Here is a 24,351-nt window from a genome sequence, read left to right as displayed (position 1 = left end):
GGCGCCGGCAGGTCCGGACGCCCGCTATGGCGAAAGCGCGCGGAACGCGGTATATCCTTGGGTTCTTCGGGGCCTGGCGACCGGGCTTCGGGCAGAATCAAAAGGCGCCCGCCAAGGCGCCTCTCGGGGAGAACCGGAGGTTAATTATGAGGAACGGATACAAGGGCGCCGTGCTCGCCCTGGCGGCCGGCGCGGCCTTGGGGCTGAGCACGGCCCTGGGCGCGGCCCAGAACGCCGCCCAGGCCGCCGACCTGAAGATCGGCATGATCACCACCCTGTCCGGCGGCGGCTCCAGCCTGGGCATCGACGTGCGGGACGGTTTCCAGTTGGCGCTGAAGCAGGCCGGTGCGAGCGACGTCGAACTGCTGGTCGAGGACGACGCCCGCAAGCCGGACATCGCCAAGCAGATCGCCACCAAGTTCATCCAGCGTGACAAGGTCGACATCCTGACCGGCATCATCTGGTCCAACCTGGCCATGGCGGTGGTGCCGGCGGCGGTGAAGGACGGGGTCTTCTACATCAGCCCCAACGCCGGGCCCTCGGCGCTGGCGGGCAAGGCCTGTCATCCGAACTACTTCAACGTCGCCTGGCAGAACGACAACCTGCACGAGGCCATGGGCGGCTACGTCCAGGACAATGGCTTCAAGAAGCCCTTCATCCTGGCGCCGAACTATCCGGCAGGGAAGGATGCGCTGACCGGCTTCAAGCGCTTCTATACCGGCGAACTGGCGGGTGAGATCTATACCAAGCTGGGGCAGACCGATTATGCCGCCGAGATCGCGCAGATCCGCGAGGCCGACCCGGACTCGATCTTCTTCTTCCTGCCCGGCGGCATGGGCATCGCCTTCATGAAGCAGTACGCCCAGTCGGGGCTGAAGGTGCCGGTCCTCGGCCCGGCCTTCTCCTTCGACCAAGGCATCCTGGGCGCGGTGGGCGAGGCGGCGCTGGGGGTCAAGAACACCTCCCAGTGGTCCAAGGATCTCGACAATGCCGCCAACAAGGCCTTCGTCGCGGCCTTCCAGGAAGAATACGGCCGTTTGCCGTCGCTCTACGCCAGCCAGGGCTACGACGCGGCCAACCTGATCCTCGCGGCCAGGAAGAAGGCGGGCGGCATCGGCGATAAGGACGCCTTTCGCCAGGCGCTGGTGGAAGCAGACTTCGCCTCGGTGCGCGGCGCTTTCAAGTTCGCCAGCAATCACCACCCGATCCAGGACATCTATGTCCGCGAGGTGGTGAAGGAAGGCGACGTGCTGACCAACAAGATCGTCGGTGTCGGTCTGAAGCAGCATGCCAACGCCTACGTCGACGACTGCAAGATGTAGTCTGCGACGGCAGTGACCTGGGAGGGGCCGCTTTAGGGCGGCCCCTCGCGTTTTCAACCAAGGGAGCGACGGCCTTTCCGTGTCTGCGGCCTTCCTCATCGAACAGCTTCTGAACGGCGTGCAACTGGGCGTCATGCTGTTCCTCATGGCCGCCGGGCTGACGCTGGTCTTCGGCGTCATGGGGTTGATCAACCTGGCGCACGGCTCGCTGTTCATGGTCGGCGCCTTCTTCTGCTCGTGGATCGCGGGGCAGACGGGTTCCTTCTGGGCCGGGCTGGGCGGCGGCTTCCTGGCCGCGGCGGCGGCCGGGGCCCTGGTCGAGGTGCTCGTCATCCGCCGGCTCTACGACCGCGACCACCTGGACCAGGTGCTGGCGACCTTCGCCCTGATCCTCATCTTTTCCGAACTGACGCGCTGGGTCTTCGGCGACCGGCCGCTCTACCTCGACATCCCGCCGGGCCTCTCGGGCGCGGTGCCGCTGCCCGGCGGCGGCGGCTATCCGGCCTACCGCCTGGCCATCATCGGTGCTGGCCTGGTGACCGCCGTCGGGCTGTACCTGCTGATCGCGCGCACCCGCCTGGGCATGCAGATCCGCGCCGGCGAGTCGGACCGCGAGATGATCGGTGCGCTCGGTGTCGACATCCGCACGCTCTACACCGCCGTCTTCGCCCTCGGCGCCGCGCTGGCCGGCCTCGCCGGCGGCATGGTCGGCGCCTTGCAGTCGGTGCAGGTCGGCATGGGCGAGCCGGTGCTGATCCTCGCCTTCGTGGTCATCATCATCGGCGGCATCGGCTCGGTGAAGGGGGCTCTCATCAGCGCCGTCCTGGTGGGCGTCACCGACACCCTGGGGCGGGTCTTCCTGCCACAGCTCTTCGGTCTCTTCCTGCCGCCGTCGGAGGCGACTTCGGTCGGCGCCTCGCTCTCGGCCATGTCGATCTACCTGCTAATGGCCGGCGTGCTGGCCTTCAAGCCCAAGGGACTTTTTCCCGTCGATGCCTGAGGCGAGCCGAGAAACCCTGGTCAACGTGGTGCTGGCGCTGGCCCTTCTGGCGGCGCCGCTGATCGCCGTAGCGCTGGACGAGCCCTTCTACGTGACGCTCGCCAGCAGGGTGGCGATCCTGGCGCTGGCTGGCGTCGGCCTCAACCTGGCGCTGGGGACCGGCGGCATGGTGAGCTTCGGCCACGCCGCCTTCTTCGGCCTGGGCGGCTATGTCGCCGGCGTCGCCGCGCTGCACGGCTTCGAGGGTTCATCCTTCATCGCCTGGCCCTTGGAGGTCGGCGGCAGCGAGCACATGTTGGTCATCTGGGGCATCGCTTTGCTGGTCACCGCGGTGGTGGCGCTGGGCATCGGCGCCGTCTCGCTGCGCACCTCGGGCGTCTACTTCATCATGATCACCCTGGCCTTCGCCCAGATGATCTACTACTTCGCCATCTCGCTGCCGACCTATGGCGGCGAGGATGGGCTCTCCATCTACCTGCGCAGCCGGCTGCCGGGCATCGAGGCCGACGACCCTCTGACCTTCTTCCTGGTCTGCTATGCGCTGCTGTTGGGTGTCATCTACCTGCTGCACCGCCTGGTGGACTCGCGCTTCGGTGCCGCATTGCAGTGCGCGCGCATGAACCCGGAGCGCCTGGCGACCCTGGGCATCGCGCCTTTCCCGGTGAAGCTCACCGCCTTCACGCTCTCGGCCATGATTACCGGTTTGGCCGGCGCGCTCTTCGCCGAACTGAACGGCTTCGTCAGCCCTTCCATGCTGTCCTGGCAGCTTTCCGGCGAGATCATCATCTTCGTCATCCTGGGTGGGGTGGGGCGGCTCTTCGGGCCGCTCGCCGGGGCGGCGCTCTTCATCCTGTTGGAAAGCTTCATCGGCGGCCTCACCGACCGCTGGCAGCTCATCCTCGGCCTTATCCTGCTGAGCGTAGTGCTCTTCGCCCGCGGCGGCGTTATCGGCCTCCTGGCCGGGAAGGCGCGCCATGACTAGCAATGGCTCTGAGGCGCTTCTCGAACTGAAAGGCCTGCACAAGGCTTTCGGCGCCCTGAAGGCTACCGACGGCGTCGACCTCACCGTGCGACCGGGGGAGATCCACGCTCTTATCGGCCCCAACGGCGCCGGCAAGTCGACGCTCATCGCGCAGGTTGCCGGCGGCCTCGCGCCCGACGCGGGAGACATCACCTTGCTGGGCGAGACGGTGACCGGCTGGTCCGTGGCAAGGCGTGCCCGCCTGGGGCTGGGACGGACGTTCCAGGTCTCCTCCCTGGCTACCGAGTTCTCGGTGCTACGCAACGTCATGCTGGCGGTGCAGGCGCGCCAATCCGGCGGTCCTTTGAGCTTCTGGGGGGGCTTCTGGCGGCCGGTGCGCCGCGATGAGTCCCTGCGCGCGGAGGCGCTGGGCGTGCTGGACCGGGTGCGACTCACCCTGCGCGCCGACGATCCGGTGAGCGCGCTGTCCCACGGCGAGCGGCGCCTGCTGGAGGTGGCCATGGCCCTGGCGCTCCGGCCCAAGCTGCTGCTGCTCGACGAACCCATGGCGGGGCTCGGCCCCGAAGGCACCAAGGAACTGACCTCCTTCCTCGCGAGCCTGAAGCAGGAAGCCGGCATGCTGCTGGTGGAGCACGACATGGACGCGGTCTTCGCTCTGGCCGACCGCATCTCGGTGCTGGTCTACGGGCGCATCATTGCCAGCGGCACGGTGGAGGAGATCCGTGCCTCCGCCGAGGTGCGCGAGGCCTATCTCGGCGACCACCTGCACGCCAAGAACGCGGGGGGCGCGTGATGTTGGAGGTAAGGGGCATCGAGACCTTCTACGGCGCGTCCCAGGCACTCTTCGGCGTCGATCTTCAGGTCGGCGAAGGTCAGATGGTGGCGCTGCTCGGCCGCAACGGCATGGGCAAGACGACGACCATCCGCTCGATCTGCGGCCTGACCCCGCCGCGGCGGGGAGCCGTCCGCTTCCTGGATCGCGAAATCGCCGGGCTGCGCGCCTTCCGCGTCGCGCGCCTCGGCGTCGGCCTGGTGCCGGAGGGGCGGCGCTGTTTCCCGAACCTCACGGTGCGCGAGAACCTGGTCGCGACAGCAAGAGGGGAAGGCTGGGACCTGGACAGCGTCGCTGCGCTCTTCCCGCGTCTCGGGGAGCGCGCCGGTCAGATCGCCCGCACCCTTTCCGGCGGGGAGCAGCAGATGCTGGCCATCGGCCGCGCGCTCATGACCAACCCGAAGCTGCTGATCCTCGACGAAGCCACCGAGGGCCTGGCCCCGGTGATCAGGCAGGAGATCTGGGCCGCCATCCGCGACGTGAAGGGCAGAGGCCAGGCCATCCTCATCGTCGACAAGAACCTGAAGGATCTGCTGCCGCTCACCGACGCCTGCGTCATCCTGGAGAAGGGTGCGTCGGTGTGGTCCGGCAGCGCGGCGGAGCTGGCCGACGACGCGGCCCTGCAGGACCGGTTTTTGGGAGTGTGACAAAGAGGGCCGCACGCACCACCGGTTCCACGCTCCCCTATCGTCATTGCCGGACTTGATCCGGCAATCCATTTCAAAGCCGGACTGGATCGTGCGAGCAGCTGAATGGACCCTCGGGTCAAGCCCGAGGGTGACAATCGAGTAGCTAGATGGCCAAGCCTCCTACTGAAAGTGCCATTCCCAGATGACGCTGTGCGTCTTGCGGCTGAGAACTATCTCGAACGACTTGCCACCGCCCGCGATCCAGGAACCCTGGCTGTTCCGCCGGCCAAGGTCTTCATCATCCCTGTGATGGACATAGACGACAACGCGATCCGGATCCTGGCCGGCAATGCGCAGGATGTAGTCCGTCTCAGGCCAAGCGTAGTTCTTAGCAATGTGGGCATGGGCGACGTCAAAGGCCCAGGACGGTTCCTCCGCCTGCGCTGGGCTGACCGTGAGCCAGAACAGGAGGGCTACTGACCACAGGGGCATGCCCGGCCGTTGCCAAAGCTGGCTGCGCGATCGAGGCAAGATCATATTTCCTAATGAGCGTCGGAACGGGTGCGATCTCTTTGCTCCAGCAAAATGGCGACAGTATGGCGGCAGCGCTTTACCCCTCACCCATTCGCCCCTGGAGTCACTGGGGCTCGCTTCCCTCACCAAGGCTGCGCAGCCCTCTCCCGCAAGGGGAGAGGGAACAGAAGGCGCGCTCTTAGCCCCTCTCCCCTCGTGGGAGAGGGAGGGGACGGCGTTAGCGGGAGGGTGAGGGGGCCGCCGGGTGTCGGCTCCTGGAAGCTACGCTTCCGGTACCTCTTCCGTCACCACCTCGAAGCGGGCGATGAGGGCGGGGCCGAAGATGGTGGCGAGGGCGACGTCGGTGGCGTCGCGCCCGCGGGCCATGAGGATGCGGCCGATACGCGGCTTGTTGTGGCGGGCGTCGACCGTGTACCAGCGTCCGCCGAGGTAGACCTCGAACCAGGCGCTGAAATCCATGGGCTCCCCGTCGGGCGGCACGCCGATGTCGCCGAGGTAGCCGGTGCAATAGCGCGCCGGGATGTTCATGCAGCGGCAGAGCGTGATGGCGAGGTGCGCGAAATCCCGGCAGACGCCGGTCCTTTCGCTGTAGCCGCCATAGGCCGTGCGCCAGGAATCCGCGTTCATGTAGTTGAAGACGATGTGCTGGTGCACGTAGTCGCAGATGGCCTGAACCCGCGCCCAGCCCGGCGGCGTGTCGTTGAACAGGGTGCCGGCGAGGTTCGCCAGCCGGTCGGTATCGCAGTAGCGGCTGCCGAGCAGGTATTGCAGCACCTCGTCCGGCAGTTCCATGATCTCGTGCTGCCGGGCGTCCTCGGCGACTTCGTCGGGCTTGCCGCTGTCGTAAATCTCGAAGGCGCTCGAGATGGTGGTGACGCCGGCGGGGGCCACGATCCGCGTGCAGATGTTGCCGAAACTGTCGGTGTAGTCCGCCGCCTCGATCGGCGGGTCGAAGGTCAGACTGTCGGAGGTCAGGAGGTCGGGCTGCCGCGAGGGATGGACATGGAGGGTGAGCAGCATCGGCGTTGGCTGCGGACAGTCATAGCCCAGGGAGAAACCGGCCCGAATTTTCATCTCGGCTTCAGACTACCTTTTCCCCGGCGTCTTCGATAGCCGGAATTCCCAGCGCCTTCTCCAGCAGGGCGAGGCCCTGCAGCATCTCGGCGCGCTCCTTGGGGGAGAGCCGTGCCATGATCTGCTCCTCGAAGGCCAGCATCTTGGGGGCCAGGCGGCGGAAGGCGCTCTCGCCGGCGGCGGTGAGGGAGAGATGCTCGATGCGGCGGTCGAGGCCGTCGGTCTCGCGGGTCACCCAGCGGCGTTGCTGCAGGGAGGCGACGGCGCGGCTGACCTTGGTCTTGTGCATGGCGGAATCGCGGCCGATCTCCTTAGCGCTGGCGGTGCCCAGCGCGCTCAGGGTCGCCAGCACCCGCCATTCCGGCACCGTCAGGCCGAACTCGTCGCGGTAGATGCGGGAAAACTGCTTGCTTGCCACCGCCGTGGCCCTGTTCAGTCGGTAGGGCAGGAAGCGTTCGAGTCGCAGGTCCATAGGGCTTCTGGTGCCTCTCGGGAGGGGTTCTTGATAGTTACAAATGTAACTATCACAACAGGGCCGTCGCCAGCAAGCCGCGCCGCTGACTGGCCGCAAGCTTATTGGGAGTCCGCCATGCCGCTCAGCTATCTCTCCGGTTTCGGCAACGAATTCGCCAGCGAGGCGCTGCCCGGCGCCTTGCCGGAAGGCCAGAATTCGCCGCAGCGCTGCCCCTACGGGCTCTATGCCGAGCAGCTCAGCGGTTCGGCCTTCACTGCGCCCCGGGCGGAGAACAAGCGCTCCTGGCTCTACCGCATCCGCCCCTCGGTGAAGCACCAGGGGCGCTTCGTCCTGCGCGACCTGCACTGCTGGATCTCGCCGCCGGACCCGGCCTGGGACCGCCTGCCGCTGGGCCAGCTCAGATGGGGGCCGGTGCCGATCCCGGCAGGGGAGGAACTCACCTTCCTGACCGGCCTGCGCACCATGACCACGGCGGGCGACATCACCACCCATACCGGCATGGCCGCGCACGTCTACCTGGTCACCGCGGCCATGGAGCGGGAGTACTTCTATAACGCCGACGGCGAGCTGCTGGTACTGCCGCAGCTGGGCCGCCTGCGCTTCGCCACCGAGTTCGGGGTGCTGGATGTCGGGCCGGGCGAGGCCCTGGTCATCCCGCGCGGCGTCACCTTCCGCGCCGAGCCCATCGAGGGCCCCTCACGCGGCTACGTCTGCGAGAACTATGGTGCGCCGCTGACCCTGCCCAACCTGGGGCCGATCGGCGCCAACGGCCTGGCCAACCCGCGCGACTTCCTGACCCCCGTGGCCGCCTTTGAGGACAAGGAGGAGCCCTCGAGCCTCACCGTGAAGTGGGGCGGGGCCTTCCACATTTGCGAGATTGCGCAGTCGCCCCTGGACGTGGCCGCCTGGCACGGCAACTACGTGCCCTACAAGTACGACCTGAAGAAGTTCTGCCCGATGAACGCGGTGCTCTTCGACCATGCCGACCCTTCGATCTTCACGGTACTGACGGCGCCCACCGCGGTGCCGGGCACGGCCAATGTCGATTTCGTGATCTTTCCCGAGCGCTGGATGGTGGCCGAGAACACCTTCCGCCCGCCGTGGTATCATCGCAACGTGATGTCGGAATTCATGGGCCTCATCGAGGGCGTCTACGACGCCAAGCCGGGCGGTTTCGTCCCCGGCGGCATGAGCCTGCACAACTGCATGCTGCCCCACGGACCTGATCGCCAGGCCTTCGAAACGGCCTCCAGCGAGGACCTGCAGCCGGAGAAGCAGCGTGGCACGCTGGCTTTCATGTTCGAGACGAGATTGCCGCAGCAAGTGACTCAATTTGCAGCAAATTTGGAGACTCTTGATGTGCGTTATCAGGAGTGTTGGGCGGGCCTGGAGAAGCACTTCAACGGCAAGCCTTAAGAGGCTGATTCCATGAAGCTTGCAACCCTTGTCGACGGGTCGCGCGACGGCCGCCTGCTGATCGTGCGGGCCGACCTGGAGCGCGCGGTCATGGCCGAGACGGTGCACACCCTGCAGGCCGCGCTGGACGACTGGGCGGAGGTCGCGCCGAAACTGGCGCACGAGGCCGATGCCTTGGCGCGCCACGCCCGCGAGGATGCTTTCGCCTTCGATGCCAACCACCTGATGGCGCCGCTGCCGCGCGCCTACCAGTGGGCGGACGGCTCCGCCTATGTGAACCACGTGGCCCTGGTGCGGCAGGCGCGCGGCGCCGAGATGCCGGAAAGCTTCTGGACCGAGCCGCTGATGTATCAGGGCGGCTCCGACGTCTTCCTGGGGCCGCGCGAGCCCATCGTGATGGCGGAGGAGTCCTGGGGCATCGATTTCGAGGCCGAGGTGGCGGTCATCCTCGACGACGTGCCCATGGGGGCCACGCCGCAGCAGGCCGCGGAGGCGATCCGCCTGGTGCTGCTGGTCAATGACGTCAGCCTGCGCAACCTGATCCCGGGAGAGCTGGCCAAGGGCTTCGGCTTCTTCCAGTCCAAGCCCTCCTGCGCCGCCTCGCCGGTCGCGGTGACGCCGGACGACCTGGGCGAGGCCTGGGACGGCGGCAAGCTGAACCTGCCCATGCTGGTCAGTCTCAACGGGGAGCCCTTCGGCAAGGCCGAGGCCGGGGAGGACATGACCTTCGACTTCCCGGCGCTCATCGCCCACGCCGCGCGCACCCGGCGGCTTTCCGCCGGCACCATCGTCGGCTCCGGCACCGTCTCCAACCGTGACGCCGAAGGCGGCCCGGGCAAGCCGGTGGCCGAGGGCGGGCGCGGCTATTCCTGCATCGCCGAGCAGCGCACGGTGGAGACCATTCTGCACGGCGAAGCCAAGACGCCCTTCCTCAGGTTCGGCGACACCGTTCGCATCGAGATGCTGGATCGCGAGGGACGCTCGATCTTCGGGAGGATCGAGCAGAGGGTGGCAAAGGGCTAGCTAGCCCCGAATTGCTGTCCCGCGAAGGCGTTGGGCCGCAGTAGTGTTCCCCCAGACAACGGCGATAACAAAAGGGAGGCGTCCTGTGAACGATACGATCCCTTCTCCAGCGGCGGGCCGCCTGACCTTCGACGCCGAGGGCCAGGAGGGCGGGCGTTTCCACAGCCGCCACTTCCATGTACCCAACTCTTCCTCGGGCCTCACCATCGGACGCGGCTACGACATGAAGCTGCGCAGCAAGGCGGATATCCGCGACGACTTGCTTGCCGCCGGCGTCGAGCCGGCCAAGGCCGCGCTCATCTCCCAGGCCGCCGGCCTGCAGGGTGACCGGGCCGAGGAGTTCATCGAGGAAAACGACCTGGAAGACTTCGAGATCACGCCGGAACAGCAACTCGGGCTGTTCGAGGTCGAATACGCCAGGAAGGTGAGCGACACCCGGCGTCTCGCCACCAAGGCCGACGTGACGCGCGTTTACGGGGCGACCGACTGGGACGGCTTGCACGAAGGCATCAGGGAGATACTGGTGGACCTGCGCTTTCGGGGCGATTACACGCCCGCCTCACGCAGGTTCCTGCAGGTCCACGTCGCCAGGAACGACACCAGGGCCTTCTCCCAGCAGCTCTGCAATCCCGACAACTGGCCGAACGTGCCGCGCGACCGCTTCGAGCGGCGCAAGGCCTTCTGCGAACGGACCTTCGGCTGAGGAGGGCAGTCAGCCTTTGCCGCGCACCGCGTCGGAGAAGGCGCGAAAGAGGCGGGTGGAGAAGTCGTTCTCTGCGGCCTTGTACTCGGGGTGCCACTGGACGCCGAGGGCGAAGCGCTTGGCGCCCTTTACGGTCACCGCCTCCGGCGTGCCGTCGGGGGCGAGGCCCTCGACCTCGATGCCGGGCGCGACCTGGTCAATGCCCTGACCGTGCAGCGAATTCACCTGGATCTCCGTCGCGCCGGCGATCTCGGCGAAGCGGCCGCCGGGGGTGAAGCTCATGGAGTGGCGCAGGCCATAGCGCACGTCCGGGTCGTCGTCCTTGGGCTGGCGATGGTCCAGGCGGCCCGGGACCTCCTGCAGCTTGGGAAAGAGGGTGCCGCCCAGGGCGGCGTTGAGTTCCTGAAAGCCGCGGCAGACGAAGAGGGAGGGCAGGCCCTTTTCCAGCGCCGCCTCGATGAGTTGGAAGGTCATGGCGTCGCGCGCCTCGTCGTGCGGCTCGTAGCGCTCGCTCGGCGTATGGCCGTAGCGCGTCGGGTGGACGTTGGAGGGGCTGCCGGTGAACAGCAGGCCGTCCAGGGAGTCCAGTAGCTCCGCCGCTTCCTGGCTTTCCGCCATGGCCGGGATGATGATCGGCGTGCAGCCCGAGACCTCCCAGACCGCGCGCAGGTACTTGTCTCCCACGACGTGGTAGGGCGCGTTGCCGTAGGTCCGGTAGTCGGCGGTGACGCCGACGAGGGGGCGCTTCATGCCGCCGACGCCCCGCCTGAAGCCCCTGCCGCGCCGAGTTCCTTCAGCACCTCCACCGTCGTGGCAACCCGGGCGTAGGCCTTCATGCCTTCGGCGGTCGCCGCTTCCTGTCCCTCGGTCTTGGCGGCGCAGGCGTCGGGCACCAGGGTCACCAGGAAGCCGCGGTCCGAGGCGTCGCGCACGGCGCTCTCGACGCACTGGTGGCTGTAGACGCCGAAGATGCAGAGCCGCTCGACACCCAGGTTGCGCAGGATGTACTCGATGTTGGTGGCGTTGAAGATGCCGGAGGCCGACTTGGGGATCACCATCTCGTCGCCCTGCGGCGCGATCTGCGGCATGACCTCGCCGCCGGGCGAGCCCTTGGGGATGAGGAAGTCGGAGCGCTTGTGATCCAGGCTGCGGTCGCGGCCGTCCTCTGTCAGGGCCTCGATCACCGTGTAGATGACCTCGACGCCCGCCGCGCGCGCCGCCTTGATCAGCTTGCCGGCATTGGGCAGCACCAGGTCGTCGACCCGGTACCAGAAGTGGTCGCTGCTGGCGAAGCCCAGCGCCTCGCTGACTGCCCGGTCGCAGAAGCCGCGCTGCAGGTCGACCACCAGAAGGGCCGCGCGCCCGGCCGAGAGGGAGAAGTCGTAACCCATCGAGATCAGCTCTTTCTCAGTTCTTACCGGCTTTTTCCCGATGATAATCGAAGGTGGCGTTGATCATGTCCAGCAGATGCTGGCCGCCGGTGGTCGGTGGGAACTTGGGCGGACTGTCCGGCCCGGTGCAGGTCGGCAAGGCCGCCACCTCGGCGGAGAAGTTGGGGTCGAAGAAGAAGGGAATGGAGTAGCGCTCGGCCCCCGAGGTGTTGATCACCCGGTGCAGGGTGGAGGCGAAGAGGTTGTTGGTCCAGCGCGCCATCATGTCGCCGATGTTGATGACGAAGGCGCCTGGCACCGGCGTCGCGTCGATCCAGGCGCCCGCGGCGTTCTTCACCTGCAGGCCGCCGTTCATGTCCTGCGCCAGGATGGTCAGGCAGCCGAAGTCGGTGTGGGCTCCGGCGCCGATCTGCTTTTCGGTAATGCTGCCCTGCTGCGGCGGGTAGTGCAGGGGCCCCAGCGTCGCCATGGGGTCGGTCAGCAGGCGGTCGAAGTAGCACTCGTCCAGGTCCAGCGACAGGGCGAAAGCGTGCATGATCTGCTTGCCGAGCCCCACCAGGGCGTCGAAATAGGATTGCATGGATCCCTGCCAGCCAGGCAGGTCCCGCGGCCAGAGGTTGGCGCCGTGCAGCGGCGTGCCCGCCAGCACCAGCGGGTGATCGGCCGCCAGGTCGCGGCCGATCTTGACGCCTTCCTTCAGGTCGCCGCCCTCCTTCTGTTTCGCCGGGTCCAGGTTCTCGCCGCCGACCTTGAAGTAACCGCGGTGGCAGGGCGATTTCTCGATGTCGATCTCCAGCTTCCGTTCCATCGGCTGGTCGAAGAAGCGCTTGGCCTCGGCGAAGGTGCGGGTCAGTTGGGCTTCGGAGATGCCGTGGTTGGTCAGGTAGAAGAAGCCGATGTTGCGGCAGGCGTGGCCGATCCTGTCGGCTACTTCCTTGCGCGCGGCCAGGCCGCCGGTCAGGAAGGGGCCGAAGTCGATCAGCGGGATTTCCTCCAGCGCGATGCGCCGGCCGCGCAGGCTTTCGTCCACTTCGACGCTGTCGCTCATGATCTTGCTCCTTGCGCACGCCGCATCAGGACCCAGGAAAGGTAGCCGACGATCATGATGACCGCGGCACCGCCGGTCGTCATCGCGCCCAGGGTCGGGACGCCGGGCGTGTAGCCCGCCACCATCTTGGCGTAGAGATATTCGGGCACCGTCGAGTCGGCCCCGGTGGTATAGAGCGAGAGGGGAAAGTTGCCCCAGGACAGCAGGAAGGCGAAGAGAGCGCCGGAAAATATGCCGGGCCAGAGAACCGGCAGGGTCACTTCGCGCAGGACCTGCCAGCGCGAGGCGCCGAGATCCATCGCGGCTTCCTCCAGCGCCGGATCGAAGCTGTAGACCTGAATGGAGATGATCAGGGTGACGATCGGCACGATCCACACCAGGTGGGCGAGGACCGCCGTCTTCCACGAAAGCGGCAGGCCCAGGGTGTTGAACCACAGCAGCAAGGCCAAGCCCAGCACCGCCTGAGGAAAGAAGATCGGCAGCAGAACGATGCGCTGATACAGCTTGCGGCCGGCCCAGTCGTAGCGGGCGAAGGCCAGCGCCCCGGCGAAGGCCAGCACCACGGAGATGACGGTCACCATGAGGGCGATCAAGACGGAGGTCTGGATGAGGATGCCGATCTCGATGGAGTCCAGCGTGCGTTCCCACCACCGCGTCGACCAGCGATTGATGGGGAAGCCGAAGTAGCGCGACTGCGACAGAGAGGCGAGGACGCCGCAGACGACTGGCAGGTAGAGGAAGACGATGAGGGCCGCCGTCCAGACGGCGATCCAGGCACTGCTTCGCGGTCGTCCCGGCGCGTTCATCACCGTCTCCCCAGAATGCGGTCGAGGTCGAGATAGCGCAGCACCATCAGCACCAGGATGCCGACCACCAGCATCAACAGCACGGACAGCGCCGCGCCCAGCGGCCAGTTTTGCGAATAGGTGAAGGCGATCTCGATGTCATGGGTGATGACGATCACCGATTGCCCGCCCAGCACCTTGGACTCGGCGACCGCGCCCACTGCCAGAACGAAGGTCAGCAGGCCGCCGATGATGATGCCTGGCATGGCCAGCGGCAGTTCGACCTCGCGGAAGATCTGCAGGCGCGAGGCGCCCAGGTCGCCCGCCGCTTCCACCACTTCGCGCGGCACCATGGAAAGTCCCAGCACCATGGGGAACAGCATGAAGGGGAGGTAGACGTAGACCATGCCGAAGACGATGATCGGCGGCGTGAAGAGGACGGACTCCAGCTCCAAGCCGAAGATGCTCTTCAGGGTGCCGTCCAGGACCCCGTTCTTGATGAAGAACAGCACCCAGCCGAAGAGGCGGATGTTCTCCGAGATGAACAGCGGGAAGACCAGCAGCAGGGTAATGGCGTTGGCCCAGCGCCCGAAGACATGGGCGAGGCCGTAGGCGACCGGATAACAGACCGCCGCCAGCACCACCACCGAGATGGCGGCGAAGACCAGAGACCAGATGAAGGAGAGATAGACCGTGTTCGCCGGGTCGAAGATGGTCTCGTAGTTTTCCAGGGTCGGCGTGCCGAAGACGTCGAAGCTGCGCGGCTCGGCGAAGCTGAAGGCAATCACGGCGAGGAGCGGCGCCAGGAAGCCGATGGCGAGCAGCGCCACGACGGGCAGGGCGTAGCGGGCGCCGCGGGACAGCCGCATCCACCGTCTGATGGGCGCCGAACGGCTGTCCGCCGCCGCTGTTGCGATCGCCGCCATCAATCGGCCACCAGGATCGAATCTTTGGCGTCCCAGCCGATCAGAACGTCCTGATCCAAGGCGCCGGAGAAGGCCTGCTGGCGCAAGCGCTCGACGATAAAGACTCTTTCGCCGACACGGACTTGGTACTGGATGCGCGAGCCCAGGGCGTATTCGTTGTAGAGGCGGCCGCGCAGGTGGTTGTCGGCGTCGCCGGGCGTGTCGACGAAACGCAGGAACTCGGGCCGCACCACCAGGTGACCGCTCTCGAAGCCCTCGGGCGCCTCCGGCAGCAGGAACTCGCCGGCGATACCGACGCCGCTGGCCCGCCCGTTGACGCCGCGGCGCACGTCGATCACGTTCACCTCGCCCATGAACTCCGAGACGAACTTGTCGCGCGGGCGGGTATAGATCTCCTCCGGCGTGCCGACCTGGACCAGCTTGCCGGCGCGCATGACGCCGATACGGTCCGACATCACCATGGCCTCTTCCAGGCTGTGGGTGATGTACATGAAAGTCTTGCCGGTCTCCTTGTGGATGTCCTTCAGTTCTTTTTCGAGCGTCTTGCGAAGCTTGTAGTCGATGGCCGACAGCGGCTCGTCAAAGAACAGGATCTCCGGATCGTAGGCGAAGGCGCGGGCCAGTGCCACGCGTTGACGTTCACCGCCGGAGCATTGGGTGACGTTCTTGCCGTAATAGGCTTCCGGCAGGCGCAGCAGGCGCAGCAATTCCAGGGCGCGTTGCCGACGGGCCCCGGGCGCGACGCCGCGCATCTTCAGGGGGAATTCGATGTTCTGTCCGACCGTGCGGTGCGGAAAGAGGGCCAGCGACTGGAACACCATACAGGTCGGCCGCCGGTTGGCCGGGGTTTCGTTGATGCGCTGGCCGCGCAGCAGGATATCGCCGCCGCTCGGCTCTTCCAGGCCGGCCAGCATACGCACCAGCGTCGACTTGCCGGAGCCGGAAGGGCCGACGATGGTGAAGAACTCGCCCTCGTCGACGTCGAGGTCGATTGCGTCGACCGCTGAGAAACCGCCGAAGCGCTTGGTCAGCCCGGAGAGTCGAAGAATGGGTTCGGCCACGGAATTCTACACTTTCGCAGACGGAGACGTTTCAACAACAAGCTGGCGCCGCGGCCCCGGGCGATGGCGTTCCCCCGGGACCGCGGACATTTCCTTAACTCTGCGCTCTCCTCAGGCCTCGCGCTTGGCGGCGGTCATCAGATCCAGCGCCCGGTCGTAGTCGGGTACGATATCGTACTCCGCGGACCGCGCCATCTCTTCTTCCAGCCCGTCCCACTGGATGGCATCGAGCTCGTCCTTGCTGAACAGCTCGAAGCACTTGGGGTTGCCCATTTGGGTCACCGGATTGAAGGTGCCTTCGGCGAAGGCGACAGTGTGCGCGACCTTGGGATCCTGGACGTATTCCAGGAAATCGACCGCCAGCGGCGAGAGCTGCCGGTTGTTCACCGTCGAGGTGATTTCGATCCAGGCGACGCCGCCCTTGCCGGGGATGGCGCTCTTCAGCGGGGTGATGCCGCGGATGTTCGGATAGCCGTCGAAACGCGCCGGCGAGGCGGAGTAGGTGCCGCCCGTCAGGTGGAAGTCGATTTCCCCCGAGACCAGCGCCTGGTTCATGGTGGCGATGTCGCCGACCACCTTGGCGCCCTTGAAGACCGTCTTCGCGGCCGCGTCGAACTTGGCGAATTCGTCATCCGTGTGCTCGCGGAAAGGATCGATGCCGGCGATCAGGAAGATGTCGAAGACGTTCCAGTCGTCGGATTCCAGGACACCGTACCTGCCCGCATTGGCTGGGTCGTTCCACAGGTCCCAACCCTGGTCTTCGGCGGTCTTGCGGCTGATCTTGTCGGTGTTGACGACGAAGCTGTAGGGGCCGAAGCGCTGGGCCATGCCCAGGAGATCCTTGCCGTCCTCGCTCATGGACCACTTATAAGGCGGCTTGAAGCCCGGCAGCATGGTCTCGAAGTAAGGCTCGAAGCGGGCCCGGTCGAGCGGCTTGATCAGCCCTTCCGGGGCCATGACCTTGCGCGCCCAGGGATTGTTGACGTTGATCAGGTCCCAGACATTGGTCTCGCCCGCGCGCAGGCGATTGATCATGGTCGGATCGTTGGTGAGCGACTCCGCCTTGATCGTGGCGCTCTTGTCGTTGCGGAAGGGATCGAGAACGTCTGCCGAGTTGTATCCTTCCCAGCAGAGGATGTTCATTTCCTTCTCACGCGCGGCGAAGGCCTTGTTCACGGAGGGGCCGGCCAGCCCCCCTGCCAAGCCGACGGCGCCGGCGGCGGCGGAATACTTCAAAAGACTGCGACGGTCGAACTGCATGATCACGCCTCCCGAGTTTGTTTGGTGTGCCCTGTTTATCCCTGTCTCTTCGTTGATGATGAAAGTACCACGCGAAATTTGGTAATTCCAACATGATTTGTTGTACTCGCCACGAACTTGGGGCATAACCGATGCAAGGCATCCGCCGCTCCCTTGTCGTCGAGCGGGCTCCGGCGCGGCGGACCGCAGTTTCGATGTGGAGAACGGTCCTTCATGACGCGAACCTCAATTGATTTCATTTTCATGTTTACGCGCGCAGACCAGACGGTCGAAGATTGTCTCGAGGTCTTCGAGACCGTGGCGCGGGCGGGTGTGAAGCATATGGGGTTCAAGGATATCGGCGTGGACTTCGATACTCTGGTGGAGCTGAACCGCCGCATCAAGGATGCCGGCGCGGCCAGCTACCTGGAGGTGGTGTCCGCGACCAAGGAGGCCTGCCTGGAGTCCGCCCGCGCGGCGCGCAGAATCGGCGTCGACTGGGTTATGGGCGGCACCGAGGCGGCCGAAATCCTCGAAATTCTGGACGGCAGCGGTATCGACTACCTGCCGTTCCCCGGCCGGCCGGCCGGTCATCCGACGGCGTTGGGCGGCAGGCCCGGCGATGTGGAAGAGGATTGCCGCCGCTTCGAGGCCATGGGCTGCGCCGGCGTCGACCTGCTGGCCTATCGCGCCACCGAGGCCGATCCTTTGGAGTTGGTGCGCGCCGCACGCCGCGCCACCAAGGGGACCCTGGTGGTGGCTGGCAGCGTCGATTCGCCGGATCGCATCCGGGCTTTGGCGGAGGCGGGGGCCGATGCCTTCACCATCGGTTCCGCCGCCTTCGACGGCTCCTTCAGCCCGCGCAAGGGGGCGTTGGGGTCTCAGTTGGAGGACATCCTGGCGGCCGCCGTCATGAGATCGGCGGCGTGACGGAGCCTGCATGGCCGTATCGGGGAAATCCGGAAGCAAGAGCGCCGGCGCCGCAGACCGGGGCGCCCATAAGGCGGAACTCAAGCCGGTGAAGAGCGGCGGGCGGCTCGATCGGGACGAGCGTCATCGCCGTATCATCGCGGAACTTAAATCCAATCCTATCGTCCGCATCTCGCACTTGGCCGAGGCCTTCAAGGTCTCGACAGAGACGGTGCGTCGCGACATCGACGATCTGTCGTCGCGCGGCCTGGTGGAGCGTACCTATGGCGGCGCCGCCGCGCCCATGGGACGCGAACCCTCGATCGGCGAGCGCACCGCGGCCATGGTCGCCGAGCGCCAGCGCATCGCCACCGTGGCCATTCAGGCCATCGCGCCGGGCGACGTGGTAATGATCGACTCCGGCGCCACCGCCCATCATCTCGCCGAGAAGATCGCCGCCGAGCGCATCGAGGCGACGGTGATCACCAACGGCCTGGACATCGCCGAGGCGGCCGGGGTCTCCGACCGGGTGAAGGTGATCCTCTGCCCGGGCGCCTATTCGGCGCACGAAAAGGGCGTCTACGGTCAGGACACCTGTGAGTACCTGCAGCGATTCCATGCCAACGTCGCCTTCACGTCGGCCGGCGGCCTTACCGAGAGCGGGATCACCGACGTCGACTCCCAGGCCTGTTGGATCAAGCGCACCATGTTCCGCCGCGCCGAGCGGCGCATCTTCATGATGGACCACACCAAGTTCAACATCCGCCTCCTGGAGGTCGTGATGCCGCTCGGCGAGCTCACCGACCTGGTGGTCGACAGGCCCCTGCCGGCCAAGCTCGCCGAGGCGGCGGCCGCTGCCGGCGTCACCACGGTGGTGGCTTAGGCGTCTCCTAAAACCCGCGCTCCTTGAACCTCACCAGTCCGACCAGGGTGGCGTTGACCGGCGCCTGGCGGCCGAGCCTCGCCGCCTCGCGCGGGATGGCGCCGTTGATGAAGTCGATCTCGCCGCGCCGTCCGGCCTCGAAGTCCAGCAGCAGGGAGGGCTTGGCGTTGGGAATGGCGGCGCCGAAGGTCCGCACGTGGGCGACGGGATCCTCGACGGTGAGCGCGACCCCGGCGGCGCGTGCCACCTCCCAGGCCTCCGTCGCGGCGGCGCGGCTGATCGGGCCGATGTCCGGGTCCTCCATGGCCTGGCCGATGGTCAGCCCCGTCAGGGTACAGGGCGCGCTGTAGGCGACGTTGCAGATCAGCTTCTCCCACTGCATCACCGCGATGTCGCGCGCGGCCTCCGCCGAGAAGCCGGCGTCGCGCCAGACCTGCACTGCCTGCTCGACGCGGTCGAAGGGCAGGCCGGCGTAGGCGCCCATGCGGATGGTCTTCATGCCGTTATGGTGGACGTGGCCCGGGCCGCGGAAGGAGGCGCCGAAGCCGCCGGCGATGCCGACCATCAGGCGCTCGGCGCCGAGCGCTGTAGCCACACCCTCGGCGCTGCCCAGGCCGTTCTGGATGGTGACCACCAGCGTCTCCGGGCCGAGCAGCGGGCTGGCCGCCTGCGCCGCCGCGGCGGCATCGGCCGCCTTCACGGCGACGACGATCATGTCGACCGGCATTTCGGCTGCCTCGGGCGACGCCGTGGTGGACGCCGCGACCTTGACGGTGCGGTCGCCGCTGGCCCCCTCGACGTGAAGGCCTCGGGCGTTCATCGCCTGCACGTGGTCTTCCCAGCGGTCGATGGCCAGCACCTCGTTGCCGGCGTGGGCCAGCAGGGCGGCATAGACCGAGCCCATGGCCCCGCAGCCCACTATCGCAATACGCAAAGTGATGTTCCTTCCTTTCGGTTGCTGCCTTCAGTCATACACGAGAGGGGGAGGGCGCGAGAAGGGCCAGGCGGGGCGAGGCCCGCCGCAAGGGAGGGCTGTCAGCTCTCGTAGCGGGTGTTGCCGCGGCGCTTGGTGTCGATGGGCAACTCGGTGAACAGCGGCTGGTGCGCGCGCTGGGAGCAAGCCTGGCGCGGGCAGAGGTGGCAGTTGATTCCGATGGGGCTGAAAAGGCTGTCGTCCTGGGTATTGAAGGGCGCGCTATAGCCCAGGCGGTGGGCGTGCTTCAACTCGCAGCCCAGCGAGAGAGCAAGTCGCCGGTCTTGGGACTCGCGGCTGAAGACCGGGCGGTCGGTGGTCCGGCTGATGGTGAAGAAGCGCTCGCCGTCGGGCAGCTCGACGAATTGCGGGACGATCACGCCGGGCGTGCGGAAGGAGGTGTGGATGTTCCACACCGGGCAGGCGCCGCCGTATTCCGCCAGGTTGAAGGAGGTGGCGTTGAACCGCTTGGTCACGTTGCCGGCCTTGTCGACGCGCAGGAAGAAGAAGGGCACGCCCTTGGCGCCTTCGCGCTGCAGGGTGGTGAGCCGATGGCAGACCTGCTCGAAGGAGACGCCGAAGGCCGCCGCGATGCGGTCGACGTCGTAGTTGCTGCGCTCCGCGGCTGCGTGGAAGGGCTCGTAAGGCATGAGGAAGGCGGCGGCGAAGTAGTTGGCAAGTTCCACGTGACATCGCGCCAGGCCGCTTTCCGACCGGATGCCGCTGTCGGCGGTGAGGGTCTCCAGCAGCTCCGGCAACTCCACCAGGCAGAGTACGTGGGCGATCTGGAAAACCCGGTTCTGGTGGTCCAGAGCTTCCGAAAGATGTACGACCGCCGCGGTCTCGTCATAGATGCGCAGGGCCCGGCTCATCTCCTCGACAGGGGCGGTGCGGACCCCGATGCCGTGGACGTCGCGCAGCCGCGCCTTCAGCACGGCGTAGACGTCGTCGGCGTTGCAGGGCTCGGCAGCGCGCAGTTTCTCGGCTGCCTGCTCCAGTTCGCCGAAGTAGTTGGCATGGTCGCGGAAGAAGTCGTGGATGATGGTCTCCGGCGAGGAGGACAGCAGGTTGTCGGGCATGCGCTCGCTGCCCAGGCTCATCATCTTTTCCAGGGCCGAACGGTGGCTGTTGTAGAGCTTCAGGAAATGCCCGACGAGGCGCGGAGCGTGGTCGATGGCCGCGCGCAGCTCCTGCAGGTCGGGCGTGCTGGCGCCGAAGACCGGATCCTGGACCGCGTTGCGAAGGTCGGTCAGGAGGGTGGAGGACTCGTCCTTGATGAGGTCGCGCCAGTCGACGTTGTAAGCGTCCGACAGCGCCAGCAGCATCTTTACGGAAAGGCTGCGCTGGTTGTTTTCCAGCAGGTTCACATAGGCCGCGCTGACGCCCAGCGCCTTGGCCATTTCCGCCTGGGTCTGCTTGTGCTCGCGCCGCAACTGACGCAGCCGCGGGCCGATCAGGGTCTTGCGCATGGGTTGAGATCGCGAATTAACATATTAACAGAATATGATTGATGTTGTGAACACTAGCAACACATAAACGCGAGAATTCGTGCGTCCCTTTTCCGCTGCGGCTAGCCTGACCTTCCTCAGCAGAACCTGGCGGAAACCCACAGGGCCTCTTCCTCGGGCCTCGACAGAAAAACGGGACGGAACAGATGGCTTACAAGATCCTCATCCTCGGCGCTTCCTACGGCTCGCTCCTCGGCACCAAGCTGCTCATGGCCGGCCACGACGTGACCCTCGTCTGCCGCTCGCAGACGGCCGAGCTGATCAACGCCGAAGGCACGGAAGTCCGCATCAAGCTGAAGGACGAAGACGCACACCGCGCGATCCGCTCGGCGGACCTGCCCGCAGGGATCAAAGGGGGGCGCCTGGACGCCAAGACGCCGGAGGAGGTGGATCCTTCCGAGTACGATCTGGTGGGCCTGGCGATGCAGGAACCGCAGTACGGCGTGCACGCCATCTGGACCCTCATGGTGCGCATCGCCGAGGCGGGCGTGCCCTGCCTCTCCATCATGAACATGCCGCCGCTGGCCTACCTGAAGCGCATCCCCGGCCTGGACGCCACGAAGCTGGAGCGCAGCTTCACCTCGCCGCGCGTCTGGGACCGCTTCGATCCGGAGCTCATGACACTGTGCAGCCCGGACCCGCAGGCCTTCCGCCCGCCGGAGGAGAAGGCCAACGTGCTGCACGTCGGTCTGCCGACCAACTTCAAGGCCGCGGCCTTCGGCAATCCCAAGCACAATGCGATGCTGAAGCAACTCGAGGCGGACATCGCCGCCGTGCGTCTGGACGGCCCCAACGGCCCTTGCGACGTGCCGGTGAAGCTGCGGGTCTTCGACTCGCTCTTCGTGCCGCTGGCCAAGTGGTCGATGCTGCTGACCGGCAACTACCGTTGCATCACCGCCAGCGAGCCGCGCCCGATCCGCGAGGCCGTGCACGGCGACCTGGAGCTGTCGCGGACGATCTACGCCCACGTGGACGCCATCGCCCGGCGCCTGGGCGCCGACCCGGCCGACCAGGTGCCCTTCGAGAAATACGCCAAGGCCGCCGAGAACCTGCTGAAGCCGTCTTCGGCCGCCCGCGCGGTGGCCGCCGGCGCGCCGGCCATCGAGCGCGTCGACATGCTGGTGCGGCTCATCGGCAAGTCTCTGGGCATGGAAAATCCCGCCATCGACGCCGTCGTCGCGACGGTCGATGCCAGGCTCTCGGAGAATCAGCGTCTCTCCGCCTGAGCCTGTCCCGGCTCAGCACCGGGCAAACTGAAACGGCCGCGGCGACCCTTTGAGGTCACCGCGGCCGCTCTTTCATCCGGCCTTGGGGCCGGGAATCCTTCTCCGTCCCTTGGAGGGGCGGGCGGCTTACAGCGAGCCCTTCAGCGCTTGCCCGGGCTTGAAGCGGACCGACTTCGAGGCCTTGATCTTGATCGCCTCGCCGGTGCGCGGGTTGATGCCCTTGCGCGCCGCGCGCTTGGTGACCATGAAGGTGCCGAAGCCGGGAAGCTGGACCTTGTTGTTCTTCTTCAGCGAGGCGGAGACCGTGCCGAGCAGCGCCGTCACGGTATCGCGCGCCGCGGCGTTGGTGCAGCCGGTGCCGGCCTTGATGACCTCGACCAGCTTCTCGCGGTCGCTGGAGCCGGCCGGGGTGGCGGTAACTCTCACCGCCTTCTTGGCGGCGGGCTTCTTCGCCGCGGACTTCTTCGCGGCTTTTTTCGCGGGCTTTTTAGCCATGACGAGGGGTTCCTTTTCAGGGGTGCCGATGAGTCCGCCTGATACGCCAAGCTCTGCAAAAAGGTCAACGGGGGCTCATTCCCCGGCTCAAGGGCTTGAGTCGATCCGATGCGGCCGGGGGCCCCGATTCATGGCTCGAGAGTCCTTTGTATATAGGGGTTCCGCTGTCAGGCGCTTGCCTATGTACCTGATGTGGAATGACGATTCCGGAGGGGCGGGAGTCTGCCCCTGCGTGCGGCAAGGACCGTCTTGCCTGCCGCAGGCCCACGGCAAGCGGCTTCGATGACCCGGCGCCATGACCGCCGCAGGGGTGCCGGAATCCGCTCGGGGAGCGCTGTTTCGGGACGAATCGAACCGCCGTGCCGGAGTCGTTTCGGCCTCTCTGGCGCAGGTTTCTTACGCTGGGAACAGCGCTCTCCCGGCTCTGCCGCGGTCTGCCGGCGCCGTGCTCGCAAGCGCGCGGCAGAGCGAAGGGAGCGGGCCGCGGCTCAGTAAAGCTCCAGGTACTCGTCGCGCTCCCAGTCGGTGACGTGGCTGCGGAAGCGGTCGAGTTCGGCCTGCTTCACGGTGGTGAAGAGCTTCACGAAGTCCTCGCCCAGCATCTCCTGCATGGCCTTGTCTTTCTTCAAGGCGGCCAGCGATTCCTCGAGACTGCCGGCCAGCTTCTTGTGCCGGGGGTCGTCCTCGGATGGGCCTTCCGAGGGCTTCGGCAGTTCGTCCTTGTTCCGGATGCCCAGCAGGCCGGCGGCGATCACGGCGGCGATGGAGAGATAGGGGTTGGAGAGGCCGGAGGCCGCCCGCATCTCGATGTGGCAGTTCTCCTCTCCGACGTCCTTCATGCGGACCATGGCCGTGCGGTCCTCGACCCCCCAGGAGATGTTGGAGGGCGCGAAGGTGTGCGGCCTCAGGCGGTGATAGCAGTTGGGCGTCGGGTTGATCAGCGGCTGCATGGCCTTGGCGTGGCTCAGCAGGCCGGCGGCGAAGCTGCGGATCAGCGGGTTCATCCCCTCCTTGGCGCCCTTGGTGTAGAAGGCGCTCTTGCCCGTCTTCTTGTCCAGCAGGCTGATGTGCAGGTGGCAGCCGCAGCCGGCCATGGCGGTCGCCGGTTTGGACATGAAGGTGGCCAGATAGCCGCTGCGGTGAGCCAACTCCTTGATCGCGTTCTTGAAGGTGAAGGCCTTGTCGGCACCCTCCAGGCCGACGCCGGGGCCGAAGTTGATCTCGAACTGCGAGGGTGAGTATTCGCAGTTATGGGTGATGACGTCGATGCCCGCTTCCTGCAGCACGTCCAGGAGCACGTCCAGGAAGGGGACGTACTGGTTGCGGGTGGCGTTGAAGATGTGGACGCCCTGGAAGAGCGGCTCCTTGGTCTCGGGGTCGAGCAGGTAGAACTCGAACTCGTGACCCATCATCACCTTGTAGCCCATCTTGTCGGCGATCTTCAGCATGTCGGCCAGGACCGTGCGCGGCGTACCGCCGACCGGCTCGCCCGGCGCCCAGTAGGCATCGCAGATCACCTTGGCCGTGTCCTCCACCCAGGGCACGGCCCGCAGGGTCGTGGGGTCGGGGATCAGGGTCTGGTCGCGGTAGCTGACCTCCTCGTGGACGCCGCTGCCGCCGATCACGTTGGAGGCGGTGTCGAGGCCGATGGTGCCGCCGTAGAAGTTCAGGCCTTTGCGGGCATAGCCTTCGGCCTTGCTCACGGGAATAACCTTGGTGCGGCTGGTCCCGTGCAGATCCGGCAGTTCGAAGCGGACGTAGCGCGCGCCCATCTTCTTAAGTGCCGCCATCATCTCCTTGACCTCGTCCCCCGCCATTCTCTACCTCCTCGTCGGATTATCCGTTGTCTATAGGTTGGTACTTGCCAACATTATGTTGTAGTTACCAAATGGTGCAAGCTACCTTCTTGGGCAGCAA

At 66.4% G+C, this 24,351-nt stretch carries 25 protein-coding genes; 11 read left to right on the top strand and 14 right to left on the bottom strand.

Annotation, left to right across the window (positions count from 1 at the left end; all coding sequences use genetic code 11):
* Nucleotides 1-146: 146 nt before the first annotated feature.
* The 5 genes from AAFN88_RS16450 to AAFN88_RS16430 all read left to right on the top strand — a co-directional run bounded on the left by AAFN88_RS16450 (nt 147) and on the right by AAFN88_RS16430 (nt 4,783).
* Nucleotides 147-1,322, top strand: coding sequence for an ABC transporter substrate-binding protein (locus AAFN88_RS16450; protein ID WP_347521501.1), 1,176 nt, complete (start codon nt 147-149; stop codon nt 1,320-1,322).
* Nucleotides 1,323-1,401: 79 nt separating this feature from the next.
* Nucleotides 1,402-2,322, top strand: coding sequence for a branched-chain amino acid ABC transporter permease (locus AAFN88_RS16445; protein ID WP_347521499.1), 921 nt, complete (start codon nt 1,402-1,404; stop codon nt 2,320-2,322).
* Complete coding sequence (locus AAFN88_RS16440; protein WP_347521498.1) at nt 2,315-3,304, top strand: branched-chain amino acid ABC transporter permease; 990 nt, start codon at nt 2,315-2,317, stop codon at nt 3,302-3,304. Before AAFN88_RS16445 ends, AAFN88_RS16440 begins: the two co-directional genes overlap by 8 nt.
* Nucleotides 3,297-4,097 carry an ABC transporter ATP-binding protein gene (locus tag AAFN88_RS16435; protein WP_347521497.1) on the top strand — a complete coding sequence of 267 codons (801 nt, stop codon included), beginning with the start codon at nt 3,297-3,299 and terminating at the stop codon, nt 4,095-4,097. The genes AAFN88_RS16440 and AAFN88_RS16435 overlap by 8 nt, the downstream gene beginning before the upstream one ends.
* Nucleotides 4,097-4,783 (top strand): ABC transporter ATP-binding protein, encoded by a 687-nt coding sequence (locus tag AAFN88_RS16430; RefSeq protein ID WP_347521496.1) that lies wholly within the window; start codon nt 4,097-4,099, stop codon nt 4,781-4,783. The genes AAFN88_RS16435 and AAFN88_RS16430 overlap by 1 nt, the downstream gene beginning before the upstream one ends.
* A 162-nt stretch (nt 4,784-4,945) precedes the next feature.
* Here AAFN88_RS16430 and AAFN88_RS16425 read toward each other — a convergent pair whose 3' ends face one another.
* The 3 genes from AAFN88_RS16425 to AAFN88_RS16415 all read right to left on the bottom strand — a co-directional run bounded on the left by AAFN88_RS16425 (nt 4,946) and on the right by AAFN88_RS16415 (nt 6,845).
* Entirely contained in the window at nt 4,946-5,296 is a 351-nt protein-coding gene (locus AAFN88_RS16425) for a hypothetical protein (RefSeq protein ID WP_347521495.1), read from the bottom strand.
* A gap of 264 nt (nt 5,297-5,560) precedes the next feature.
* Nucleotides 5,561-6,373: a transglutaminase family protein gene (locus AAFN88_RS16420; protein ID WP_193369048.1), complete on the bottom strand. Its 813-nt coding sequence runs from the start codon at nt 6,371-6,373 to the stop codon at nt 5,561-5,563.
* A gap of 7 nt (nt 6,374-6,380) precedes the next feature.
* Complete coding sequence (locus AAFN88_RS16415) at nt 6,381-6,845, bottom strand: MarR family transcriptional regulator (RefSeq protein ID WP_347521494.1); 465 nt, start codon at nt 6,843-6,845, stop codon at nt 6,381-6,383.
* Nucleotides 6,846-6,962: 117 nt separating this feature from the next.
* Here AAFN88_RS16415 and hmgA point away from each other — a divergent pair, with 117 nt between their 5' ends.
* From hmgA to AAFN88_RS16400, 3 genes are all read left to right on the top strand, one after another.
* On the top strand, nt 6,963-8,264 hold the full coding sequence (gene hmgA, locus AAFN88_RS16410; RefSeq protein ID WP_347521493.1) for a homogentisate 1,2-dioxygenase: 1,302 nt from the start codon (nt 6,963-6,965) through the stop codon (nt 8,262-8,264).
* Between the two features lie 12 nt (nt 8,265-8,276).
* The gene (locus tag AAFN88_RS16405; RefSeq protein WP_347521492.1) at nt 8,277-9,287 is read left to right on the top strand and encodes a fumarylacetoacetate hydrolase family protein; all 1,011 of its coding nucleotides are present in this window, start codon (nt 8,277-8,279) and stop codon (nt 9,285-9,287) included.
* Between the two features lie 85 nt (nt 9,288-9,372).
* Nucleotides 9,373-9,990 (top strand): hypothetical protein, encoded by a 618-nt coding sequence (locus AAFN88_RS16400; protein WP_347521491.1) that lies wholly within the window; start codon nt 9,373-9,375, stop codon nt 9,988-9,990.
* Nucleotides 9,991-9,999: 9 nt separating this feature from the next.
* On the opposite strand, the gene AAFN88_RS16395 is transcribed toward AAFN88_RS16400, so the two are convergent.
* The 7 genes from AAFN88_RS16395 to AAFN88_RS16365 all read right to left on the bottom strand — a co-directional run bounded on the left by AAFN88_RS16395 (nt 10,000) and on the right by AAFN88_RS16365 (nt 16,461).
* The gene (locus AAFN88_RS16395) at nt 10,000-10,740 is read right to left on the bottom strand and encodes a gamma-glutamyl-gamma-aminobutyrate hydrolase family protein (RefSeq protein WP_347521489.1); all 741 of its coding nucleotides are present in this window, start codon (nt 10,738-10,740) and stop codon (nt 10,000-10,002) included.
* Nucleotides 10,737-11,381 carry an isochorismatase family cysteine hydrolase gene (locus AAFN88_RS16390; RefSeq protein ID WP_347521488.1) on the bottom strand — a complete coding sequence of 215 codons (645 nt, stop codon included), beginning with the start codon at nt 11,379-11,381 and terminating at the stop codon, nt 10,737-10,739. The genes AAFN88_RS16395 and AAFN88_RS16390 overlap by 4 nt, the downstream gene beginning before the upstream one ends.
* A 16-nt stretch (nt 11,382-11,397) precedes the next feature.
* The gene (locus AAFN88_RS16385) at nt 11,398-12,429 is read right to left on the bottom strand and encodes a 2-oxoglutarate and iron-dependent oxygenase domain-containing protein (protein ID WP_347521487.1); all 1,032 of its coding nucleotides are present in this window, start codon (nt 12,427-12,429) and stop codon (nt 11,398-11,400) included.
* Entirely contained in the window at nt 12,426-13,235 is an 810-nt protein-coding gene (locus tag AAFN88_RS16380; protein ID WP_347521486.1) for an ABC transporter permease, read from the bottom strand. Before AAFN88_RS16380 ends, AAFN88_RS16385 begins: the two co-directional genes overlap by 4 nt.
* Nucleotides 13,235-14,083, bottom strand: a complete 849-nt coding sequence (locus AAFN88_RS16375; protein ID WP_347521485.1) for an ABC transporter permease — start codon at nt 14,081-14,083, stop codon at nt 13,235-13,237. The genes AAFN88_RS16380 and AAFN88_RS16375 overlap by 1 nt, the downstream gene beginning before the upstream one ends.
* A 56-nt stretch (nt 14,084-14,139) precedes the next feature.
* Entirely contained in the window at nt 14,140-15,201 is a 1,062-nt protein-coding gene (locus tag AAFN88_RS16370; protein ID WP_347521484.1) for an ABC transporter ATP-binding protein, read from the bottom strand.
* Nucleotides 15,202-15,312: 111 nt separating this feature from the next.
* Nucleotides 15,313-16,461 carry a PotD/PotF family extracellular solute-binding protein gene (locus AAFN88_RS16365; RefSeq protein ID WP_347521483.1) on the bottom strand — a complete coding sequence of 383 codons (1,149 nt, stop codon included), beginning with the start codon at nt 16,459-16,461 and terminating at the stop codon, nt 15,313-15,315.
* Between the two features lie 243 nt (nt 16,462-16,704).
* On the opposite strand from AAFN88_RS16365, the gene AAFN88_RS16360 reads away from it, so the two are divergent.
* Complete coding sequence (locus tag AAFN88_RS16360; protein WP_347521482.1) at nt 16,705-17,370, top strand: hypothetical protein; 666 nt, start codon at nt 16,705-16,707, stop codon at nt 17,368-17,370.
* 10 nt (nt 17,371-17,380) lie between these two features.
* Complete coding sequence (locus AAFN88_RS16355; RefSeq protein WP_347521481.1) at nt 17,381-18,232, top strand: DeoR/GlpR family DNA-binding transcription regulator; 852 nt, start codon at nt 17,381-17,383, stop codon at nt 18,230-18,232.
* 7 nt (nt 18,233-18,239) lie between these two features.
* On the opposite strand, the gene AAFN88_RS16350 is transcribed toward AAFN88_RS16355, so the two are convergent.
* Entirely contained in the window at nt 18,240-19,166 is a 927-nt protein-coding gene (locus AAFN88_RS16350) for a 2-dehydropantoate 2-reductase (protein ID WP_347521480.1), read from the bottom strand.
* A gap of 101 nt (nt 19,167-19,267) precedes the next feature.
* Entirely contained in the window at nt 19,268-20,674 is a 1,407-nt protein-coding gene (locus tag AAFN88_RS16345; protein WP_347521479.1) for a short-chain fatty acyl-CoA regulator family protein, read from the bottom strand.
* A 185-nt stretch (nt 20,675-20,859) separates the two neighbouring features.
* Here AAFN88_RS16345 and AAFN88_RS16340 point away from each other — a divergent pair, with 185 nt between their 5' ends.
* Nucleotides 20,860-21,939: a 2-dehydropantoate 2-reductase N-terminal domain-containing protein gene (locus AAFN88_RS16340; protein ID WP_347521478.1), complete on the top strand. Its 1,080-nt coding sequence runs from the start codon at nt 20,860-20,862 to the stop codon at nt 21,937-21,939.
* Nucleotides 21,940-22,065: 126 nt separating this feature from the next.
* Here the strand turns inward: AAFN88_RS16340 and AAFN88_RS16335 are convergent, their stop codons facing one another.
* Together AAFN88_RS16335 and AAFN88_RS16330 are read right to left on the bottom strand one after the other, a co-directional pair.
* Nucleotides 22,066-22,434: an HU family DNA-binding protein gene (locus AAFN88_RS16335; protein ID WP_347521477.1), complete on the bottom strand. Its 369-nt coding sequence runs from the start codon at nt 22,432-22,434 to the stop codon at nt 22,066-22,068.
* Between the two features lie 488 nt (nt 22,435-22,922).
* Nucleotides 22,923-24,251: a glutamine synthetase family protein gene (locus AAFN88_RS16330; RefSeq protein WP_347521476.1), complete on the bottom strand. Its 1,329-nt coding sequence runs from the start codon at nt 24,249-24,251 to the stop codon at nt 22,923-22,925.
* Nucleotides 24,252-24,351 lie beyond the last annotated feature (100 nt).

This window comes from Pelagibius sp. CAU 1746 (genome assembly GCF_039839785.1).
Classification (GTDB): domain Bacteria; phylum Pseudomonadota; class Alphaproteobacteria; order Kiloniellales; family Kiloniellaceae; genus Pelagibius.
Note: the sequence above shows the minus strand (reverse complement) of the source record. Positions and strands in the feature narration are given on the sequence as shown.

Bases quoted from the DNA above. Each gene is read 5' to 3' on its own strand.
- AAFN88_RS16450 (WP_347521501.1), top strand. From the start codon at position 147: ATGAGGAACGGATACAAGGGCGCCGTGCTCGCCCTGGCGGCCGGCGCG.
- AAFN88_RS16440 (WP_347521498.1), top strand. From the start codon at position 2,315: ATGCCTGAGGCGAGCCGAGAAACCCTGGTCAACGTGGTGCTGGCGCTG.
- AAFN88_RS16435 (WP_347521497.1), top strand. From the start codon at position 3,297: ATGACTAGCAATGGCTCTGAGGCGCTTCTCGAACTGAAAGGCCTGCAC.
- AAFN88_RS16430 (WP_347521496.1), top strand. From the start codon at position 4,097: ATGTTGGAGGTAAGGGGCATCGAGACCTTCTACGGCGCGTCCCAGGCA.
- AAFN88_RS16420 (WP_193369048.1), bottom strand. From the start codon at position 6,373: ATGAAAATTCGGGCCGGTTTCTCCCTGGGCTATGACTGTCCGCAGCCA.
- AAFN88_RS16415 (WP_347521494.1), bottom strand. From the start codon at position 6,845: ATGGACCTGCGACTCGAACGCTTCCTGCCCTACCGACTGAACAGGGCC.
- hmgA (WP_347521493.1), top strand. From the start codon at position 6,963: ATGCCGCTCAGCTATCTCTCCGGTTTCGGCAACGAATTCGCCAGCGAG.
- AAFN88_RS16405 (WP_347521492.1), top strand. From the start codon at position 8,277: ATGAAGCTTGCAACCCTTGTCGACGGGTCGCGCGACGGCCGCCTGCTG.
- AAFN88_RS16395 (WP_347521489.1), bottom strand. From the start codon at position 10,740: ATGAAGCGCCCCCTCGTCGGCGTCACCGCCGACTACCGGACCTACGGC.
- AAFN88_RS16390 (WP_347521488.1), bottom strand. From the start codon at position 11,381: ATGGGTTACGACTTCTCCCTCTCGGCCGGGCGCGCGGCCCTTCTGGTG.
- AAFN88_RS16385 (WP_347521487.1), bottom strand. From the start codon at position 12,429: ATGAGCGACAGCGTCGAAGTGGACGAAAGCCTGCGCGGCCGGCGCATC.
- AAFN88_RS16380 (WP_347521486.1), bottom strand. From the start codon at position 13,235: ATGAACGCGCCGGGACGACCGCGAAGCAGTGCCTGGATCGCCGTCTGG.
- AAFN88_RS16375 (WP_347521485.1), bottom strand. From the start codon at position 14,083: ATGCGGCTGTCCCGCGGCGCCCGCTACGCCCTGCCCGTCGTGGCGCTG.
- AAFN88_RS16365 (WP_347521483.1), bottom strand. From the start codon at position 16,461: ATGCAGTTCGACCGTCGCAGTCTTTTGAAGTATTCCGCCGCCGCCGGC.
- AAFN88_RS16360 (WP_347521482.1), top strand. From the start codon at position 16,705: ATGTTTACGCGCGCAGACCAGACGGTCGAAGATTGTCTCGAGGTCTTC.
- AAFN88_RS16355 (WP_347521481.1), top strand. From the start codon at position 17,381: ATGGCCGTATCGGGGAAATCCGGAAGCAAGAGCGCCGGCGCCGCAGAC.
- AAFN88_RS16345 (WP_347521479.1), bottom strand. From the start codon at position 20,674: ATGCGCAAGACCCTGATCGGCCCGCGGCTGCGTCAGTTGCGGCGCGAG.
- AAFN88_RS16340 (WP_347521478.1), top strand. From the start codon at position 20,860: ATGGCTTACAAGATCCTCATCCTCGGCGCTTCCTACGGCTCGCTCCTC.
- AAFN88_RS16335 (WP_347521477.1), bottom strand. From the start codon at position 22,434: ATGGCTAAAAAGCCCGCGAAAAAAGCCGCGAAGAAGTCCGCGGCGAAG.
- AAFN88_RS16330 (WP_347521476.1), bottom strand. From the start codon at position 24,251: ATGGCGGGGGACGAGGTCAAGGAGATGATGGCGGCACTTAAGAAGATG.